The sequence below is a fragment of the Pseudomonas sp. SDO524_S393 genome (assembly GCF_054071875.1).
This window is the reverse complement of sequence record NZ_JBSVVZ010000018.1, coordinates 22,439-40,327: the sequence shown is the minus strand read 5'-3', so window position 1 is coordinate 40,327 and position 17,889 is coordinate 22,439. Positions and strand designations below refer to the sequence as shown.

16 protein-coding genes and 1 pseudogene are annotated in these 17,889 nt (G+C 61.4%); 12 read left to right on the top strand and 5 right to left on the bottom strand.

The window, feature by feature from the left end; translation table 11 throughout:
• Positions 1–134: 134 nt before the first annotated feature.
• Positions 135–245 (top strand): annotated as a pseudogene (locus ACW9IB_RS10435) (transcriptional regulator); the annotation flags it as partial.
• Between the two features lie 29 nt (positions 246–274).
• Here ACW9IB_RS10435 and ACW9IB_RS10430 read toward each other — a convergent pair.
• Positions 275–1,900, bottom strand: coding sequence for a methyl-accepting chemotaxis protein (locus tag ACW9IB_RS10430; RefSeq protein WP_457367011.1), 1,626 nt, complete (start codon positions 1,898–1,900; stop codon positions 275–277).
• A gap of 236 nt (positions 1,901–2,136) precedes the next feature.
• Between ACW9IB_RS10430 and ACW9IB_RS10425 the strand changes: the two genes are divergently transcribed.
• The 3 genes from ACW9IB_RS10425 to ACW9IB_RS10415 are packed head-to-tail and all read left to right on the top strand — an operon-like array spanning position 2,137 to position 4,596.
• On the top strand, positions 2,137–3,564 hold the full coding sequence (locus ACW9IB_RS10425; protein WP_457413527.1) for a nucleobase:cation symporter-2 family protein: 1,428 nt from the start codon (positions 2,137–2,139) through the stop codon (positions 3,562–3,564).
• 13 nt (positions 3,565–3,577) lie between these two features.
• Entirely contained in the window at positions 3,578–4,039 is a 462-nt protein-coding gene (locus tag ACW9IB_RS10420; RefSeq protein WP_457413526.1) for an LEA type 2 family protein, read from the top strand.
• Between the two features lie 5 nt (positions 4,040–4,044).
• Positions 4,045–4,596: a GNAT family N-acetyltransferase gene (locus ACW9IB_RS10415; RefSeq protein ID WP_457413525.1), complete on the top strand. Its 552-nt coding sequence runs from the start codon at positions 4,045–4,047 to the stop codon at positions 4,594–4,596.
• Positions 4,597–4,802: 206 nt separating this feature from the next.
• Here the strand turns inward: ACW9IB_RS10415 and ACW9IB_RS10410 are convergent, their stop codons facing one another.
• Positions 4,803–5,729: a carbon-nitrogen hydrolase family protein gene (locus ACW9IB_RS10410; RefSeq protein WP_457413524.1), complete on the bottom strand. Its 927-nt coding sequence runs from the start codon at positions 5,727–5,729 to the stop codon at positions 4,803–4,805.
• A gap of 84 nt (positions 5,730–5,813) precedes the next feature.
• On the opposite strand from ACW9IB_RS10410, the gene ACW9IB_RS10405 reads away from it, so the two are divergent.
• The gene (locus ACW9IB_RS10405; RefSeq protein WP_457413523.1) at positions 5,814–6,710 is read left to right on the top strand and encodes a LysR substrate-binding domain-containing protein; all 897 of its coding nucleotides are present in this window, start codon (positions 5,814–5,816) and stop codon (positions 6,708–6,710) included.
• Here ACW9IB_RS10405 and ACW9IB_RS10400 read toward each other — a convergent pair.
• On the bottom strand, positions 6,700–6,954 hold the full coding sequence (locus ACW9IB_RS10400; protein WP_457367005.1) for a hypothetical protein: 255 nt from the start codon (positions 6,952–6,954) through the stop codon (positions 6,700–6,702). The genes ACW9IB_RS10405 and ACW9IB_RS10400 overlap by 11 nt on opposite strands.
• A gap of 163 nt (positions 6,955–7,117) precedes the next feature.
• Here ACW9IB_RS10400 and ACW9IB_RS10395 point away from each other — a divergent pair, with 163 nt between their 5' ends.
• Positions 7,118–7,438, top strand: coding sequence for a DUF883 family protein (locus tag ACW9IB_RS10395; protein WP_457367004.1), 321 nt, complete (start codon positions 7,118–7,120; stop codon positions 7,436–7,438).
• Positions 7,439–7,474: 36 nt separating this feature from the next.
• On the opposite strand, the gene ACW9IB_RS10390 is transcribed toward ACW9IB_RS10395, so the two are convergent.
• On the bottom strand, positions 7,475–8,512 hold the full coding sequence (locus ACW9IB_RS10390) for an Ldh family oxidoreductase (protein ID WP_457367003.1): 1,038 nt from the start codon (positions 8,510–8,512) through the stop codon (positions 7,475–7,477).
• A gap of 174 nt (positions 8,513–8,686) precedes the next feature.
• On the opposite strand from ACW9IB_RS10390, the gene ACW9IB_RS10385 reads away from it, so the two are divergent.
• Positions 8,687–13,525, top strand: coding sequence for a dermonecrotic toxin domain-containing protein (locus ACW9IB_RS10385; protein WP_457413521.1), 4,839 nt, complete (start codon positions 8,687–8,689; stop codon positions 13,523–13,525).
• 21 nt (positions 13,526–13,546) lie between these two features.
• Here the strand turns inward: ACW9IB_RS10385 and ACW9IB_RS10380 are convergent, their stop codons facing one another.
• A complete protein-coding gene (locus ACW9IB_RS10380) occupies positions 13,547–13,816 on the bottom strand; it encodes a PepSY domain-containing protein (protein ID WP_457367000.1) in 270 nt (89 codons plus the stop codon).
• 150 nt (positions 13,817–13,966) lie between these two features.
• On the opposite strand from ACW9IB_RS10380, the gene ACW9IB_RS10375 reads away from it, so the two are divergent.
• The 5 genes from ACW9IB_RS10375 (at position 13,967) to ACW9IB_RS10355 (ending at position 17,855) form a co-directional block, all read left to right on the top strand.
• Positions 13,967–14,962, top strand: a complete 996-nt coding sequence (locus ACW9IB_RS10375) for a FecR family protein (RefSeq protein WP_457413520.1) — start codon at positions 13,967–13,969, stop codon at positions 14,960–14,962.
• A 329-nt stretch (positions 14,963–15,291) separates the two neighbouring features.
• On the top strand, positions 15,292–15,750 hold the full coding sequence (locus tag ACW9IB_RS10370; protein WP_457366998.1) for a hypothetical protein: 459 nt from the start codon (positions 15,292–15,294) through the stop codon (positions 15,748–15,750).
• On the top strand, positions 15,747–16,298 hold the full coding sequence (locus tag ACW9IB_RS10365) for an adhesin (RefSeq protein ID WP_457413518.1): 552 nt from the start codon (positions 15,747–15,749) through the stop codon (positions 16,296–16,298). Before ACW9IB_RS10370 ends, ACW9IB_RS10365 begins: the two co-directional genes overlap by 4 nt.
• Positions 16,299–16,365: 67 nt before the next feature.
• Positions 16,366–17,112, top strand: coding sequence for a hypothetical protein (locus tag ACW9IB_RS10360; RefSeq protein ID WP_457366996.1), 747 nt, complete (start codon positions 16,366–16,368; stop codon positions 17,110–17,112).
• A 62-nt stretch (positions 17,113–17,174) separates the two neighbouring features.
• Positions 17,175–17,855: a C39 family peptidase gene (locus ACW9IB_RS10355; RefSeq protein ID WP_457413517.1), complete on the top strand. Its 681-nt coding sequence runs from the start codon at positions 17,175–17,177 to the stop codon at positions 17,853–17,855.
• The last annotated feature ends 34 nt before the right edge of the window (positions 17,856–17,889 follow it).

The following is a 17,889-nucleotide window of genomic DNA, read 5'->3' as shown; positions in this document are numbered from 1 at the left end:
ACTGTCAGAACTCACAGGTAGCTCTACCGTTTGTCGCGGTCCATCAAAAGGATGAGCTTTCTTCTGGTTCGAGATTGTTTTGACAACCCGGCCCGACCGATGCGCTTCTGAAACCGGTTTCAAGCCTGGTGGCGTGCAACACCGAAGGCTTAATCGCAAATACCCTGGGCCATCACCTCGACCAATTGCTCGAACTGCAAAGGGAGATGTTCCTGGTGCTGGTGGATCGTAAGGTCGACCCCTTGCAGGAGTCGACTCCTACAAGGGGGGGCTGTCAGATCACGAACCGCGCCACCATCGCGTTCAGGTCCACCGCCAGGCGCGACAGCTCATGGCTGGCCGCACTGGTCTGGTTGGCACCGGCTGCCGACTGGGTCGCCAGGTCACGGATGTTCACCAGGTTGCGGTCCACTTCGCGCGACACCTGAGCCTGCTCTTCCGACGCGCTGGCGATCACCAGGTTGCGCTCGTTGATCAGGCTGATGGACTGGGTGATCTGCTCCAGGGCCACACCGGCGGCACGGGCCATTTCCAGGGTGTTCTGGGTGCGCTGGTTGCTCTGCTGCATCGACTGCACCGCTTCGCCGGTGCCGTTCTGGATGCCGGCGACCATCTTCTCGATCTCCTGGGTCGACTGCGCCGTGCGATGGGCCAGGGCCCGCACTTCGTCGGCCACCACCGCAAAGCCGCGCCCGGCCTCGCCTGCCCGTGCCGCTTCGATGGCGGCGTTGAGCGCCAGCAGGTTGGTCTGTTCGGCAATCGCGCGAATCACGTCCAGCACTTTGCCGATGTCACGGCCCTGGGTGGCCAGACCTTCGATCAGGGTGGCGGTGTTTTGCACGTCCTGGGTCATGGTCTGGATCGCGCCGACGGTTTCCACCACGCGATCACGCCCTTCCCGCGCGGCCTGGTTGGACTGGCCGGAGGCTTCGGAGGTCGACACCGCGTTGCGCGCCACTTCTTCCACGGCTGCGGTCATCTCGTTGACCGCCGTGGCGGCCTGGTCGATTTCGTTGTTCTGTTGTTGCAGGCCCTTGGAGGCTTCTTCGGTCACGGCGCTCAGTTCTTCCGCTGCCGAAGCCAGTTGCGTGGCCGAACCGGCGATGTGCTGGATGGTCTGGCGCAAGTTGGCTTGCATGGTAGCCAGGGCGCCCAGCAAACGTGCCGGTTCGTCCTTGCCATCCACGTCAATAGTTTTAGTCAGGTTGCCGCTGGCGATGGTTTCGGCCACCTCCACCGCTTTGCGCAATGGCGTAACGATGCTGCGCGTCAGCAACCAGGCCAGCAGGACAGTCAGCAGCGCGGCAACCACCGACACGGCAATCACGCCGCTGATCGCACCCTGGTAGCTCTGCCCGGCCTCCTCGTCGGCCTCCTTGGCGTCGGCGGCGTTGATGGCGATCAGTTTGTTCAGTTGTTCGCCCATCTGGTCGGTGCCGTCCTTGATACGGGAATTGATCAGGGCGCGCATCTCATCGACCTTGTTCTGCCTGGACAGCGCCAGCATCTCGGCCTGGGCCTTCAAGTAGTTCTCCAGCGTGGCCACGAACGTCTTGTATAACGCCGCTTCTTCGGTGCCGGCAGGCAGTGCCGCATAGCCGGCCTGGGCGGTTCTGACCTTGTCGGTCAAGACGCCCATGCGGGTTTCGGCCTCCTGCAGGCCGGCAGGCTCGCGGTTGACCAGCACACGGAACGACAGGATGCGCAGGCGCAGGACGTTTTCCGTGATGTTGCCAAGGTAGGTGACGCTGGGCAGTTGTGTGGCGCTCATGTCCACCGAAGACTGACGAATCTGCGTCATGCGGTTGACCGCAAACACCCCCAACAAAACCACTAACAACGCAATGAACGCGAAACCGAGGAAGGCTCGAGGGGCAATATTCAACTGACGGAGGGACATAGGGGCTGCTCTCAAGAAGTAGTGTTTGCGAGCTTCCCTGCCGCGAAACGCTCAGTCAGCGTCAACGCGCCGCTCTGAGCTTTGGTCGCCACTGTTGTCATTGGTCTGTGGGCCTAAACCAGATATCGGCAGGGCCCGGGATTTTATGCAGGGTCTTCATAAATAATTTTTTACACTTCTGACGACCGGTCATTTCTGGCATCCTGCGCCTCCATTTTCTGACCCGAGCCCGCATTTTGTCTGACGCTCAAGCCCCCCGCCCGCGCTATAAATCCGACCTGATCTACGGCCTGGAAGACCGCCCACACTTCACGGCGGCGATTTTTGCCGCGCTGCAACACGTGCTGGCCAGTTTTGTCGGCATCATCACCCCGACCCTGATCGTCGGCGGTGTACTTGGCCTGGAAAGCGAAGTGCCGTACCTAGTGAGCATGGCGCTGTTCGTATCGGGGTTGGGCACCTTCGTGCAGGCGCGCACGTTCGGCCCGGTGGGCTCAGGGCTGTTGTGCCTGCAAGGCACCAGCTTTTCGTTTATCAGCGTGATTCTCAGCGCCGGATTCATGGTCAAGGCACGAGGCGGCGGCACCGATGAAATCCTCTCGACCATTTTTGGCATCTGCTTTTTTGCCGCGTTTATCGAAGTGGTGCTCAGCCAGTTCATCGGCAAACTGCGCAAGCTGATCACCCCGGTGGTGACCGGCACCATCATTACGCTGATGGGCCTGTCGCTGATCAAGGTGGCGGTCACCGACATGGCGGGCGGTTTCGGTGCCAGCGACCTGGGCGCCGCCGGCAATATGGGGTTGGCGGCCCTGGTGCTGCTGACCATCGTGGTGCTCAACCGCTTCAACAACGCGTTTTTGCGCCTGGGCTCGATCGTGATCGGCCTGACCCTGGGGTTCGTGGTGGCCTGGTGGCTGGGCGGTGTGGACATGGCGGCGTTGCCCCAGGTGCCGCTGATCAGCGTGCCCGTACCGTTCAAGTACGGTTTTTCGTTCGACTGGGTGGCGTTTATCCCGGTGGCGGTGATTTTCCTGATTTCCCCGCTGGAAGCGGCCGGTGACCTGACCGCCAATTCGATGATTTCCCAGCAGCCTGTCAAGGGCCCGCTGTACATCAAGCGCATCAAGTCGGGCCTGTTGGCCGACGGCCTCAACTCGGCGATGGCCGCCACCTTCAACAGCCTGCCGATGGTGACCTTCGCCCAGAACAACGGGGTGATCCAACTGACCGGTGTGGCCAGCCGCTACGTGGCGTACTTCATCGCCGGCCTGCTGGTACTGCTGGGCCTGTTCCCGGTGATCGGCGCAGTGCTGCAACTGATGCCCAAGCCGGTATTGGGAGGCGCGACGCTGATCATGTTCGGCACCGTGGCGGTGGCCGGGATCAAGATCCTCGCCGAAGCCGGGTTGCACCGACGCAACGTGCTGATCGTGGCGATTTCCCTGGGCATGGGCCTGGGCGTGGCCGCGGTGCCGGAAGTACTGCGCGAACTGCCCAAGGCGCTGCATAACATTTTCGAATCGCCGATCACCGTGGGTGCGTTCTGTGCAATCCTGCTGAACATTTTCCTGCCGGAAGAGTTCATAGAGCTGGAAGAGGATGAATTCGATCCGGAGTCCTCTACCCTCAAAGTGATGCAGGATCCGGACGTCACAAAATAGGAGCACCCCGTCGATGCGCAAGCTCATGGTTCTATCGTTACTGCTGCTGACCCTGAGCGCCTGCGCCCTGTTCCCCAATCGCGACCCGGTGAACATCAACGTGGTGGGCATTGAGCCCCTGCAAAGCCAGGACCTGGAAGTGCGCTTCGCCGTCACCTTGCGGGTGCAGAACCCGAATGAAACGGCGATCGACTACAACGGCGTGGCGCTGGACCTTGAGGTCAACGGCCGGCCTCTGGCCTCCGGGGTAAGTGACCAGAGCGGTACCATACCGCGCTTTTCCGAGGCGACGTTGAAAGTACCGGTGAGTGTTTCGGCGTTTTCCGTGCTGCGTCAGACCCTGGGGCTCAGCCAGACCCAGAGTTTGAACAACCTGCCCTACGTGCTGCGCGGCAAGTTGGCCGGTGGCCTGTTTGGCACCCAGCGTTTTGTCGACCGTGGCACGCTTGACCTGCCGAACACAGCCACTTGGTGATCGCCATGCAACCGACGCTCTACACCGAACGATTGATCCTGCGCCCACTGACCCTTGACCATGCCGACGCCATCCAGCAGATATTTCCCCACTGGGAAGTGGTGCGCTACCTCAACGACAAAGTGCCCTGGCCTTACCCCGCTGACGGTGCGCGCAGCTTTCTGGAAAACGTGGCCTTACCCGGCATGGCACGAGGCGAACAATGGCACTGGGCGATCAGCCTGAAGGACTCACCTGACACGTTGGTCGGCAACATCAGCCTGTTCGATACCGAAGACGACAACCGTGGCTTTTGGCTCGGCCAGCCATGGCACGGCCAAGGGTTGATGACCGAGGCTTGCGCGGTGGTGACTGACTATTGGTTCGGCGTGCTCGAACGCCCGGTGTTGCGCGCGCCGAAGGCAGCCCCTAACCAGGGCTCGCGGAGGATTTCCGAACGTGGCGGCATGCGCTTGGTCAAGACGGTTGAAGGCCACTTTGTCGAAGGCAGTTTCCCACGGGAAATCTGGGAAATTACCCGCGAAGAATGGCTGAACTCCAAATCCTCCAATCCATGAAGATCCACTCTGTGGCTTGTCGGATCGCCGCACCGCTGCGATGACGGCGGCATTGCCAAAAGATATGTCGGCTGACCCACCGCTTTCGCGGGCAAGCCCGCTCCCACAAGGGATTGATGGTGGTTGGAAAAACGCTGCCAGCAGCGCCATCGCGCCGGGCGCTTTCTTGCCAACAATAGAGCGCCCACATTTTCCCCACCCTATTGTCAGTCCTTGATGAAGCGCACGCCCGGTTTGGCCCGCTCATCCACACTCAACTCGAACACATCCGGCCGCGCATAGTGCCCCACCACGTCATAGTCATACCGCGCCCGCACCAATTCATCGGTGTCGATCCGCGCCGTCAACAGCCCCGCTTCCCCCACCAGTGGCCCGGCCAGGATGTCGCCCATGGGCCCGACAATCACACTACCGCCGGCAATCAATGGACGGTCTGACGGCCAATTGGCAATGTCTACACCCAGCGCGTCCGGCGAAGCCTGCACCTGGCACGCGCTCACCACAAAGCAGCGGCCTTCATGGGCCACATGGCGCATGCTCACCTGCCACATTTCGCGTTCATCCACGGTGGGTGCACACCAGATGTCCACGCCTTTGGCGTACATGGCCGTGCGCAGCAGCGGCATCATGTTTTCCCAGCACACGGCGCCGCCGATACGCCCTACCGCCGCGTCGATCACTGGCAATGTCGAGCCGTCGCCCTTGCCCCAGATCAGACGCTCGGTGCCGGTGGGCATCAACTTGCGGTGCTTGGCCACCAAGCCACCGGTAGGCTCGAAATACAGCACCGTGCAATACAGTGTGTTGCCACTGCGTTCGATCACACCCACTACCAGGCTTGCGCCCGTGCGAGCCGACAAGCCGGCCAAGGCGTCGGTCTCGGCGCCGGGCACATCGATGGCATTGGCAAAGTAGCGAGCAAAGGCTTCGCGGCCTTCCGGCAGGCGGTAGCCCAGTTGAGTGCCGAAGGCTTCACCTTTGGGATAGCCGCCCAGCAGCGCTTCTGGCATGACCACCAGTTGCGCGCCGCTACGGATTATTTCGTCCTCGTAGCCGAGGATTTGCGCCAGGGTCTCGCCCTTGCCGCCCGGCAAGGCACCGATTTGCAAGGCCGCCACAGTAGATACAGGCATTACGATCACTCCAACATCGGGGGGGGTTGCCCATTCTCCGGCCAGCCAGGATCATGAATAAAGCCCACCTCAGTGCTGAATGATATGAACCAGATAAATATCGCCCAAATTGACCTGAACTTGCTGAAAACCTTTGAAGCGCTGCATGACGAGTCCAGCGCCAGCCGCGCCGCCGTGCGTCTGGGCGTGACGCAGTCGGCCATCAGTGCAGGGTTGCGGCGTTTGCGCGAGGTGTATGGCGACCCTTTGTTCGTACGCACCGGACGTGGACTGGCGCCGACATTGCGCGCCAATCAGTTGAAACCGGTGATCAGCGAGGCACTGGAGCGCTGCCGGCAAAGCCTGGCCATGGTCAACCCGGATAACCAGCAGTATCAGGGCCGTTCCGTGGTGCTGGGGTTGTCGGATGATTTCGAGATTGCCTACGGCCGGCGCCTGATGGAAGAGATCGCCCGGCGCGCGCCGAAACTGCGGGTAATTTTCCGTCAGACCCATAGCCAGATCGTCGCCGGCGCCCTGCTCGACCGTACGCTGGACCTGGCGATCACGGCGGGCGGCTTTGCCCACGGCAGGCTTAGCCGGCAGGTGCTGGGAGAAGGTGATTACCGTTGCCTGGTGGATTCAGAGCAGGCCAGCATCAGCCTGGACGAGTTCGTCGCCCGTGAACACGTGCTGGTGTCATCCGGTGGGTTTATCGGGATTACCGACGAAGGGTTGGCGGCACAGGGCTTGAGCCGCCAGGTGTGCGCCTCCACCAGCCACTTCGCGGCGCTGCCGTTTCTGCTCAAGGGCAGCCGGGCCGTGGCGACCATCCCGGGGCATGCCGCGCAGGCCATTGCCGACCTGACCGGCCTGCACGTACTGCCCTGCCCGCTGGCATTGCCACGCTACCCGGTGGAGTTGGGCTGGCGCACCCAGGCACAGCTGGATCCGGTGTTGCTGAAAGTACGCGAAGCGATTGTGACGAGCTTTACTTGTTAGCCGCCATCAGCTTGTTGACCTCACTGCGCACCATGTTGGAGAACTCCGGTGGAGACATGCCGTCGAGTTCGGCGCGGACCCACTCGGCCCATTTGCCCTTGCGCTTGGCACGTTCGCCGAACAAGCGCGTCGCTTCGCCCTTGGCCTTGCCCAGGTTGGTTTGCCACAGCTCATAGAGACGGGACTTTTCATCCTCCAGCTCGGCGCGCTCGGCGAGGGTCTTGTTGGCCAGATTGAAGCTCATGTTGAATTACCTGCTGCACAAATGGAGGACATCTTACACTGTAGGTCGAAATTTCCTGATTCGGATTTTGCCCGGAACCACACCCGGGCAAAAAAACTGCAACTTTTGCCGCCGCGCGACACTCCATTGTTCACTGTCACATTCACCTGCAAGGAGACACCCAATGGCTCGCAAATCCGCTGCCCAAGCCGTCGAAGACCAAATCAAGGATCAAGCTTTCAGCGAACTGGCCGCGCTGATCGAGGAATCGGACAAGCTGCTCAAAAGCAGCGCGTCCCTGGTGGGTGAAGAAGGTGAAACCCTGCGCGAGCAGGTCGCCATCAAGCTCAAGCAAGCCCTGGACTCGGTGTCCAACGTGCGCGAGCGCAGCAAGCCGGTGGTGGATGCCACCGAAACCTATATCGGTGGCCATCCGTGGCAGACCGTCGCGATTTCCGCCGGCTTTGGCCTGGTGGTCGGCCTGCTGCTGGGTCGCCGCAACTGATCGACACCGGCTGCGCCTGAACGGGCGCAGCCGGTTTTACTGTCCGGCCAACGCCCGCAAGCGCGCCAACTCGTCAGCATCCACCTCGATACCCCGCTCGTCAGACTTCACCCGCGTACGGTGACGCCGATCCCCCGGCAAGCGCCGCAACCCTGCAGCATGCATCTGCCGCACCAGTTCCTGGCTGCGCTCGGCGAACGATTGCCCGGCGGTCTTGCTCGGGTCGATCACGATCAGCAATTGACCGGTCCACGGCGTGCGCGCACCGGGATGGTCGGCCCAGCTGAATTCGAACGAAAAGTTGCCTCCGGTCAACGCCGCCGCCAGCAGCTCGACCATCATCGACAAGGCCGACCCCTTGTGCCCGCCAAAGGGCAGTAATGCGCCACCTTCCAGCACGGCTTTCGGGTCTTGGGTCGGCTGGCCAAGGCTGTCGACGCCCATGCCCGGTGCCAGTCGCTCGCCCTTGCGCGCAGCGATCTGGACATCGCCGTGGGCGATGGCGCTGGTGGCCAGGTCGAACACGATCGGTGGGCCATCGGCACGGGGGGCGGCAAAGGCAATGGGGTTGGTGCCGAACAAGGGACGGTCGGCGCCATGGGGCACCACGCAGGTCATGCTGTTGACCACGCTCAGCGCCACCAGGCCCTCCTCGGCGAAAGGCTCGACGTCAGGCCACAAGGCGGCGAAATGGTGGGAATTGTGGATAGCCAGCAAGGCGATACCGGCGCTGCGGGCCTTTTCCACCAACAACGGGCGCGCCGCTTCCAGGGCCGGCTGGGCGAAGCCATTGCCGGCATCCACGCGCACGAAGCCGGAGGCCACATCGCTGACCACGGGCACGGCCTTGCCATTCACCCAGCCGCTGGCCAGGGTGCTGAGATAACCGGGGATGCGAAAGATACCGTGGCTGTGGGCGCCATCGCGTTCGGCGCTGGCGCAGTTGTGCGCAAGGATCGCGGCCACATCGTCGCGGGTGCCGTGGCGAACGAAGATGGCGTGGAGCAAAGCCACCAGCTCAGCGAAGCCGATAATGGCGCTAGAACTGTCAACTACCGTGGGCTGGGTAGACATCTGAAGCTCCGATTTTATGATTGGAAGGGGCTACGGGCGTGAAATCCAGACCTGTGATTAAACAACGCGGCCAGCGCCTGCTGTCAATGCCGATCACGGCAAATATCTACCGTCCTGGCCCTCACCTGCCGGTCTAGCCTGTGGATCCATTTTCCCCGGCACTGGAGACCGGACATGGCGCGGGTCAATCCCCCCTATTTTTTCGATGAATTCCTCAGGCCGCACAAACGCAACCAGCCCACACCCCGCGAGCGCCTGCTGGGTTTGACACTCAAGGACCTGGACTGGCTGAACACCCTGTATTACGCCACCGACAAGGCTCGGCAGAACCCAACACTGCGCGAGGCGCCCATGAAGGTCGAGAAGCTGATCCTCAGCCAGGCCGGCGGTGTATCGGTGCCAGTGGCTGGAGTGTTCATGATGAGCCCCAGCCCGGATGAAAACAAAGCCATGCTGTACACCCCCTACGGTGGAATCGAGGTGTTCGACAGCCGTGAGTCACTGCTGAACAGCCTGACAATCGATATCAATAGAAACCCTCAAGACAATGATTTACTTAAATTTATAGCCATAAGAAAGCGCCGTTCCATTGTTCCCGGCACGGCACTGACCTTGACGCCCGAGACGATTGAGGGCGCGGTCATGGAAGACCAGGAGCAATCGATCCAGGCCAGTCAGCAGCAGAACCTGCGCGACATGCTGGAGGCATTGCGCCAGATTCCTTCCCTGCAAGAGATGCTGGATACCCTCCTGGGCATCATGGCACGCGCCGACTTTCCGGGCCTTGATCAACGCGATACGCGCATGGATGTGTACGCCACCGACGCGCTCGATTCGGCCTGGATCGCGTCGATGCCATTGAGCCAGGCACTGTTGCAGTTCTACGTAGCGCAAGAATGGCCCACGGGGCAAACCCGCCGTTTTATCAACCCGCGCCACGTCACCACTGATCACAATCAAACCCAGGCGCGCTGGCACCGCCTGGTGGAACAGACCTGCGGCACGTTCTCGGCGCTGCTCGACAGCCTGCTGCAGACCTACTGGAATACCGAAGTCAGCCCACACCTCTCTCGCCTGGCATTTTTTGCCGAAGTGCTCAGCGCGGCCTTTCGTGCCGACCTGCTGCTCAAACGGCAGGCGGGTATCGTGTCGTCGCAGGACAGCCTTCGGCTGCAAGCCCTGATCTCACCCGGCCAGAGCACCGGTACCGCACACAGCAATGCATTGCGCGTTGAAAAAGTTCGCCTCGACGCCCCCTACCAGCCGGCAGTCGAGCTGGCAGGAACCTTGATGATGGGCGGCAGTCCTGCCTACCTGTATACCCACTCGCGGGGCCTTCAGGTGCTCCGCGACCTCGACGACCTGCAGGCGACCCTGCTCAGCCTGCTCAAGGCCGACGGTCATCAGGATGAGTGGCTCAACTTTCTGTCCCTGGACGAGCGCGCGGTATTTCTCGACCTCGATCCGGTGCGGGTCAGCGGAACACCGATCGACGGCGATGTGTTCAAGACACTGGCAGAAGACATCATGATCAAGCAGTCGAGCAACCTGGAGCATGCGCTGGCGCTGTATCGTCGCAGCGACGGCAATATTGATCCGGGCGCCTTGCTCGACTGTGCCCTGGACGTGCGCAGCCTGCTCGACCCGCGCCTGCGGGCGCTGGACGCAGGCGGGCGCTGGAGTCTCAACCCGGTGTCCCGCCAGGAGGGGCGCCTGGCTACCGTCAAGGCTGAACACGCCAAACGTGCACTGCCTCGTCTGCAGGCCATCGACGCGGCCCTGATGGCCAGTTTCAACAATCCCCCCACATTGCAGGCGCTGACCGCCCATGCGTTGTGCCGGCAATTTCTCGCCCATCACCAACGTCACCTCAGTGACGGAATGCTGGCGGGGCTGCGCAGCGAAAGCGAACTGGCGCGTCTGGACAATACACTGAGCCTGCGGGCCCACGACATACTCCACACGGTGCTCAACCCCGAAAGCCTCGTCCGGCTGACGCGCCACGGCTTGAACGGCTTTTTGCCGGACGCTTTTGGCTTGACGCTGAAGGTGGGCGCCGCCCCCTCCCTGCTGGCCCTGGCCAATTGTTTTGTCCTGACCGAGCGCGGCGGTGTTGACCCCAGGCAGTCGGGACAGGCCCTGCTATGGACACCGGGGCGGGGTCATGAAGCCTTTGCCTCGCTTGACCACCTGCGCGAGACATTGAGCCAACGCCTGAAACATCCCGACCAGCGTCAATACCTGCTGGAAAACCTGCCTGCCAGCCAGTGCGTGCCGCACCAACCTTATGAGCCGGGCCCACTGCAGCGCATCGATGAAAATCTGCTGCACAACCGCCTGCGCAGCTACGCCGACACGGTACACGACGGCATCGCTCATCGGCTGGGCATGGGCCTGAGCGCACGGGCGCTACAGGACAGCCTGGATGATGTGCTGCGGCATGCGCCCCCCACCAACCTCGCACGCGCCGTGGCCCTGGCGCAATCCATCATTCATCGGCAGGCCCTGCCCGCCTGGTTGGGCATGGCCGCGCCCGATGAACAACTGCTGCACGCTCAGTTGCTGGAGCAACAACGCCTCAGTGCTGTCGGAGGGCAGGATTATCTGCATGGCATCGTCCCGTTGCGCGAGCATGTCAACCACACCCTGACAGCACTGCTCAACGCCCGGTTTCCGGAACAGGAGAACAATCCCGACCATGTGCTGATCCCCACGCGGCTGGGGCTGGAGGGCACCGCTCAGACACTGACCGATTTCGCCATGGGCCACTTGCCGAACCTGACGGCCGACCACATTCGCCCGCGCTCCCGTAGCGCTACGCCATTGCCGACGGGGATGGACGGGCACGCCGTGATGCAACTGGTGCAACAGTTGGACCTCAAGTCGTTCTACCAGAAACAGCTCGACACTCACCTGGGCCCCCAGGCGCTTGAGCGGCGTCAACGATGCACGCTGTTCTGTCGGCAACTGCCGTGGCAAGTGTTGCGACACGCCCATGAAGAGCACTTGGAGGAACGATTGTCCGACGCCGCCTGGGGATTCGTCCGGCAGATCTTCGATATGCCCGACGCCGTCGCACGCGATGCCATCAACGGTGTCACCGCCCTCATCCGCCCACTGGAGTTGATCGCCACTGCGGGGGCTGCCGTGGTGCGCGCGACCGGTCTCTACCTGATCGGCCCCCGCCCCGGCGAACCTGGCCCGCAGGTGCTGTACACCCCCTATCGCGCCAGGCGGGTATTACAGGAGTACACCGATGAAGCAGATCTGCTGCGCGAACTCAACAGCCCCGGTGAGTTGCAGGACTGGATCGCGCTGAACCTTGACGCCGCGCATCAGGCGACTTACCGCAATCTCTGGCGGGAGGCGCTGCACGGTTCGGTGCCGGACATTCGCCTGGGCAGCCATCCGATCGCCGGCAGTGCGCTGTTGCGTCTGTTCGACGACAACACCACGCTGCTGAAGCGAATGTTCGAGAACCAATTCGAACCGCTGGGCCGGCGGCAATGGGAGGCGGTGGTACGCCTACTGGAGAAAGGCGCTCCCGGCGCTGTGTCATTCATGGCCGGCAAGCTCGAAATTCCAAATGTACTCTGGCGTAGCTACTCACTGTTCAAGGACGCCGCCGAACACTTGCAACAACGGCGCTGGAACGAAGGTTTGCGCGCGTTTATCCGGGGCGTGGCGCAGATGGCCGCGCTGCGCAAGGAGGCCGATTACTTTTTGCCTGACACCGACGCCGCCCCAGCGCCCACAACCATCAGTGACTGGCTGAAGGCGCCGCCACCCACCGCCGCGCACTGGGGCGACATTGCCCTGACCGCGCCTCTGCGTACACGCCTGCAGCGATTCGAGACCCACAGCGTCGCCCTGAATACCCTGACAAAAAGCCTGTCGACCCATGTTTATACCGACAACTCGACCCGACAGGCCTATGTACCGGTGGCGGGCAAGGTCTACCCGGTCAAACGTGGCGGCACGCGCTGGTGCATACACGACGGCGAACAGCAGGGCCCTTGCGTGCAACACAACGCCGAGGGCAAATGGGTGCTCGATCTCGACAGGCATGACCCGCGCTTCGGCAAGACCCTGTCACGCTACGCGGACCGGGTGAATACCCGCATTGCACAGCGCCAGACCATCAATATCGAAGCCCATGGCATGCGCGAAATTGCGGCGCTGTCCAGCTGGAAAGCACGCTGCATCAATGAAGCGCTGAACGTCGCGACCTACTACGCGGTGACCAGCAAGCGCAACCTGGTTCACTACGCCGGCGAGCGGGATCCTGCCAGCCGTCTGGGGCGCTTTTTCAGCGAACTGTTCGGCGTGCATCGAGTGACGCCAGCACAATTGATCCGCATCGAAACCAGCCTCGATGCCGTGCTCAATGCGCTGGTGGATCCGACGCTGACGCGACCGGACTCGATGCGTTTCGTGACCGGCACCAGCCGCTGGTCTCCGGAAGACACCTACGCGTTCACCCTTCCGGACGACGCCGAACACAAGATCTATCTGGTGGACCGCTTTTTCGACCCCAGGATGGATATCTACCAGAACCGGTTGACCGTCCCCTTCGACATCTCTGCGCATGCCCGCGCGGCCACGTTGATTCACGAATTGACGCACGTGACGTCTCAAACCGAAGACATCGCGTACCTGGACAGCATGCGCCCATTCCATGACCTGATTAACACCAACGTGCTGGGTGCCGCCGTGCTTCGCACCGACCTGCGGGTATTGCGCAGTACCGCGCTGTCCACCCTGACGCCCGTCGATATGCTGTTCAAGAGCTGGGACGCCTACGCCGAGACGTGGGAAGACCTGGGCAGCCATTCACTGACCCGATCAGCGCGCAACACTGTTCTCAAGCTCGCGGGTGCCAAGACCCTGGATGAGGCCAGACACGTGTTCATGAGTGACGAAGACAAGCGCATCGACATCATTCTGGCCAATGCCGACTCGATAGCCTACTTGATCACGCAGTTGGGACGGGAACTGGAGGCAGGGGCCTGAAGCGGCCCCTGGCGAGGGGGATCAGTCTTTTTGATCACGCAGGATATTGCCGGAGGTGCCGTCGATGCGTGCTTCATACACGGTGCCATCGGACTTGCGCCCTTTGACTTCCCAATAGCCATCGTTATCGGCTTCAGCCTGGTAGACCTCGATGTAGCCAGCCTTGGTCTTGGCCACTTCGATAGCCTTCTCGATGGTGATCCAACCCGCTCCGGGCTTGTCTGCCAGGGCTGCGCCAGCGCTCAGCAAGGCGGAGGTTGCACACAGGGCGATTAAGGTTTGCTTCAACATACTCGTACTCCTTGGGGGATGACTGACAAATGTCCTGAATTTTTAGGTGCTTTCAAACGAGAATAAGTTCCAATTGATGTGCAATCGCCATGACGGCTGTTCTCGCCGTCGGCCTGTGGAGGTTAGAATGCGGGAAATCAGGATGAGTCAATGAGCGAAAAGTCCCTTTCAGAAGCCGAATACGACGCTATCACCGACGCCGCCGCGCATTGGTGCATGCGTCTGCATGCAAACGATTGCACGACGGCGGAACGTCAGGCCTTTGAGCAATGGCACGATGCCCATCCCCTGCATGCGTTTGAATACGCGGCCATGCTGGAAATCTGGGACGTCGCCGATCATCTGCCCCGCAGCGCACCTGCACCGATGGTGGTGCCCCTCAAGCCGCGCCGCCGCTTGCGTACCTATGCAGCGGCGGCTGCGATTTGCCTGGCAGTACTGCCATTGGCGGCATTTACCGGTTGGGAAGCCGGTTGGCTGCCGAGCGCCTATCAACGTTTCGACGCCTCGAACGGTCTGCGCCAGATCACCCTGGGCGATGGCAGCCAAGTGGAACTCAACGTCGGCACCGAGTTGGTCTACAGCAATTACAAGGACCAGCGCCGTGTCACGCTGAACAAGGGCGAGGCGTTTTTCAAGGTCAGTCATGACAGCACGCACCCGTTCATCGTGCACGCCGGCGAGGGGCAAGTGCGTGTCACCGGCACCCAGTTCAACGTGTGGAAGTACGAAGACCAGGTTCGGGTGATGCTGCTTGAAGGCTCGGTGCAGATTTCCAGCAGCCCGTTGCACGCCGGTGTCCCCCTGACACCCGGCATGCAGGCCAGCTATCAACACGGGGACGCCAGCCCCCGTGTCGCTGCGATCAACCCCAATGACTCCGCCCTGGCCTGGCGCCAGGGCAAGCTGATTCTCGACAACCTGGCCCTGGCCGATGCGTTGCCGCTGATCAATCGCTACCTGAACAAGCCGGTAATGCTGGCCGATGCCAGTACCGGCGCGATTCGTATCGGCGGCATCTACAACATCAATGAGGTCAACAACCTCGTCCCGTCCCTGCCCAAGGTTCTGCCGGTCTACCTGACCCAGAACCAGGACGGCAACCCCGTCCTCAACGCCATCCCGCGTAAAGCCCCCAAAGGCTGAGCCCTTGTCGTCAGGCCCGGGCGTATACGCGCCTGAAGTGTCCATTTTTTTTACAGCGCCCTGCCCTGAACCGCCCACGGTGTACGGATTCATGCTTTTGTCATGCGCAGTGTTACAGCGTTGATACAGGCAGGTGAAGCGATTGCGCAGTGGCTGCGCAGACAGGCGTTCGAAGGGCGCTGTCTCACGGCTGATACAGCCTCGTGTTCATTTTGCCGCGAACTTTGCGCAACGCTTTGATTAATCAGGACAAATAAAAAGCGGCACGGCTTCTGCTCTATCCCTGACAGCGCTGTTTAGGGTCAGCGCGAAGAATAAGGAAGGCCGCCGTGATGACACTCACTCAAGGTTCGATGAACGTACTGCTGGCCAGCTGTGTACTCAGCGCCAGCATCAGTCTTCCGACCCTGGCGGGTGACGGCGTGATCGTGACAGGCCGCGATGTACAGGCCCACATGTATGGCCGCGCCGCCTTCGGCCCGGACCCGTATCCCCAGACCGCCAATGTGAACCCCAGCCGTGAAGTCCTCGGCGCCCTGTCGGGCGAGCTGAGTGACCGTGACTTCGGCAGCGTCAACAGCGGTTTGAGCATGACTCGCGCACTCCAGCCCACCGGCAACCTTTCCACCTTGAGCGCCACGCAGAACAGCATGTCCACGCTGGGCGCCGGCGCAGCCGCCAGCCGCTCGGGCGGCAGCGGCAGCATGGGCGGACAGATCAGTGATTCGATCCAGCGTGGCCTGGCGCCCCTGAACAACATCGGCGGCATGCTGGGAGGCAAACAATGAACCGTTCCCTGCTCATGCTGGCCCTGCTGACCAGCGCCTCGGTGATGGCGGACAACACTGCCGTGATCAACAACAGCGGCAAGGCCTACCAGGGCAACGTGATGATCAACCAGGCGGCGGGCAATCAGCAGCAAACCACCAACAATCGCGCCGTCGCGCTCGGTGGCCAGGCCACCACCCGCACCATCCAGAGGATGGACGGCACCGTCGACCCTTCCCTGAACGCCAAGGCGGCGATCGAGGGCACCTCTTTTACCAATGGCAACGGCATGTTGGGCGTCAACCAGTCAGCCGGGGCCAATAACCAATTAGTCAATGCGGTGCGGATCAGCGTCAATCCTGGCCCGCAAAGCGTTGATGACAGCGTCCTGTTGCAACAGAACACGACGACGCTGGCAACCGACTCAGGGCTCACCCCCACCACTGGCAGCCGCCAGGTCGTGACAAGCGACCAGGCCTTCACCGGCAGCCGAGGAGTGATACAGGTGAACCAGAGTGCCGGGGTGGGGAACCGAGTGGCTAACACCCTGGGCATCACTATCAAGTAAGCGCTTGGTAGCACTAGCTAGACCGTACCAACACTTAACCAACTAATTAGAAGCAAGGAGAAACACCATGAAACCTCAAATGGCTCTGAAACCAATGGTTTTCGCTCTGGCCGCACTCATGGCTGCTGCTGCTCAAGCAGGTGGTGGCTGGCACCCTGCGCCTCAACCTACCGGCGTGGTTGCCTCAGTGGTTACGGATGTGCAAAACAGCATCGGCAACAAGTATGACGACACCAAAACCGAAAACAACGCTTCTGCCGATGGCTCGGTGACTTTCAACAGCGGTAATACCGGGGTCAACGTTCAAGCCGGCAGTGGCAACCAGGCCGACAACTCGGGCGCGATCTCCAGTGCCAAGGGCGACTTTGCCACCGTGTTCGCCGTGGTCGATGTGAACCAGAACAGCGGCCTGAACAACTTCGTCAGCAAAGGCATCCAGAACAACGCCTCGCTGGATAATTCCGCTAACCATAACTCGGGCAACCTGGGCTACAACGGCCAGGCCGGTCAGGGCAACCAGGGCAAAAACAACCTGGCGATCACCACCGCAGATGGCAAAAACATCGCCGCGGCCGCCAACACCGAGCAAAACTCGCTCGCCAACAACTACCTCAACACTGCGGCCACCAGCCACGGCTATGGCCATGGCAGCAAGCCTCAATACGTGTCGAATAACGCCAGTCTCGACAACTCGGTCAACAACAACGCCGGCAACGTGGGTGTGAACCTGCAATCCGGTTCTGGCAACCAGGCCAGCAACAGCCTCTCTGTAGGCCAAGGCTGCAGCGTCTGCTCCAGCGGCGTGCGCTTCTGATGCAACGAGGGCCTTGGCAACAAGGCCCTTTTTAATTCCAGTGTCCATCAGGTCATACGATCATGCGCCTCGCGACCCTCGCCCTCTTGATGTTGCTCACCGGCCCGACCTGGGCAGGCACCATGGCGATCTCCGCCATGCCTGGTGGTGCAGTCATCTACAAGAAGGTCGAGAGTATCCGGGAACGCCGGTTCGCCAACCTGGTGGAACAGAAAACCGATTTCAGCTGCGGTGCTGCGGCACTCGCCACCATCCTGCGCCAGGGCTACTGGCTGGACGTCGACGAAGACCACGTCATCAAGGGCATGCTGGTCAATGCAGACCAGGACCTGGTTCGCACCCAGGGTTTTTCCATGCTGGACATGAAGCGCTACCTCGAAAGCATCGGCATGCGTGCCCGGGGCTACAAGATCGGGCCGGAAACGCTGGTGACCGTGAAGATCCCTGTGGTGGTGCTGCTGGAAATTCGTGGCTACAAGCACTTCGTGGTGTTGCAGCGCGCGGACAAGGACTGGGTCTATATCGGCGACCCGGTGCTGGGCCACAAGCGCTACGCACTCGATGACTTCGTCAAGGGCTGGAATGGCATCGTCTTCGCCGTACTGGGTGAAGGCTATGACAAGGCCAACGCCCTGCTCGACCCGCCGATGCCGCTGACCGCCAAGAACCAGTTGAATGAGTTCAGGCCCGTAGGCGATGCCGAGCTGATGGATTTCGGTTTCATCCAGAGCGACTTCTTCTAAAAGAAGCGCAATAAGGGGCAGGACGCTCCAGGAG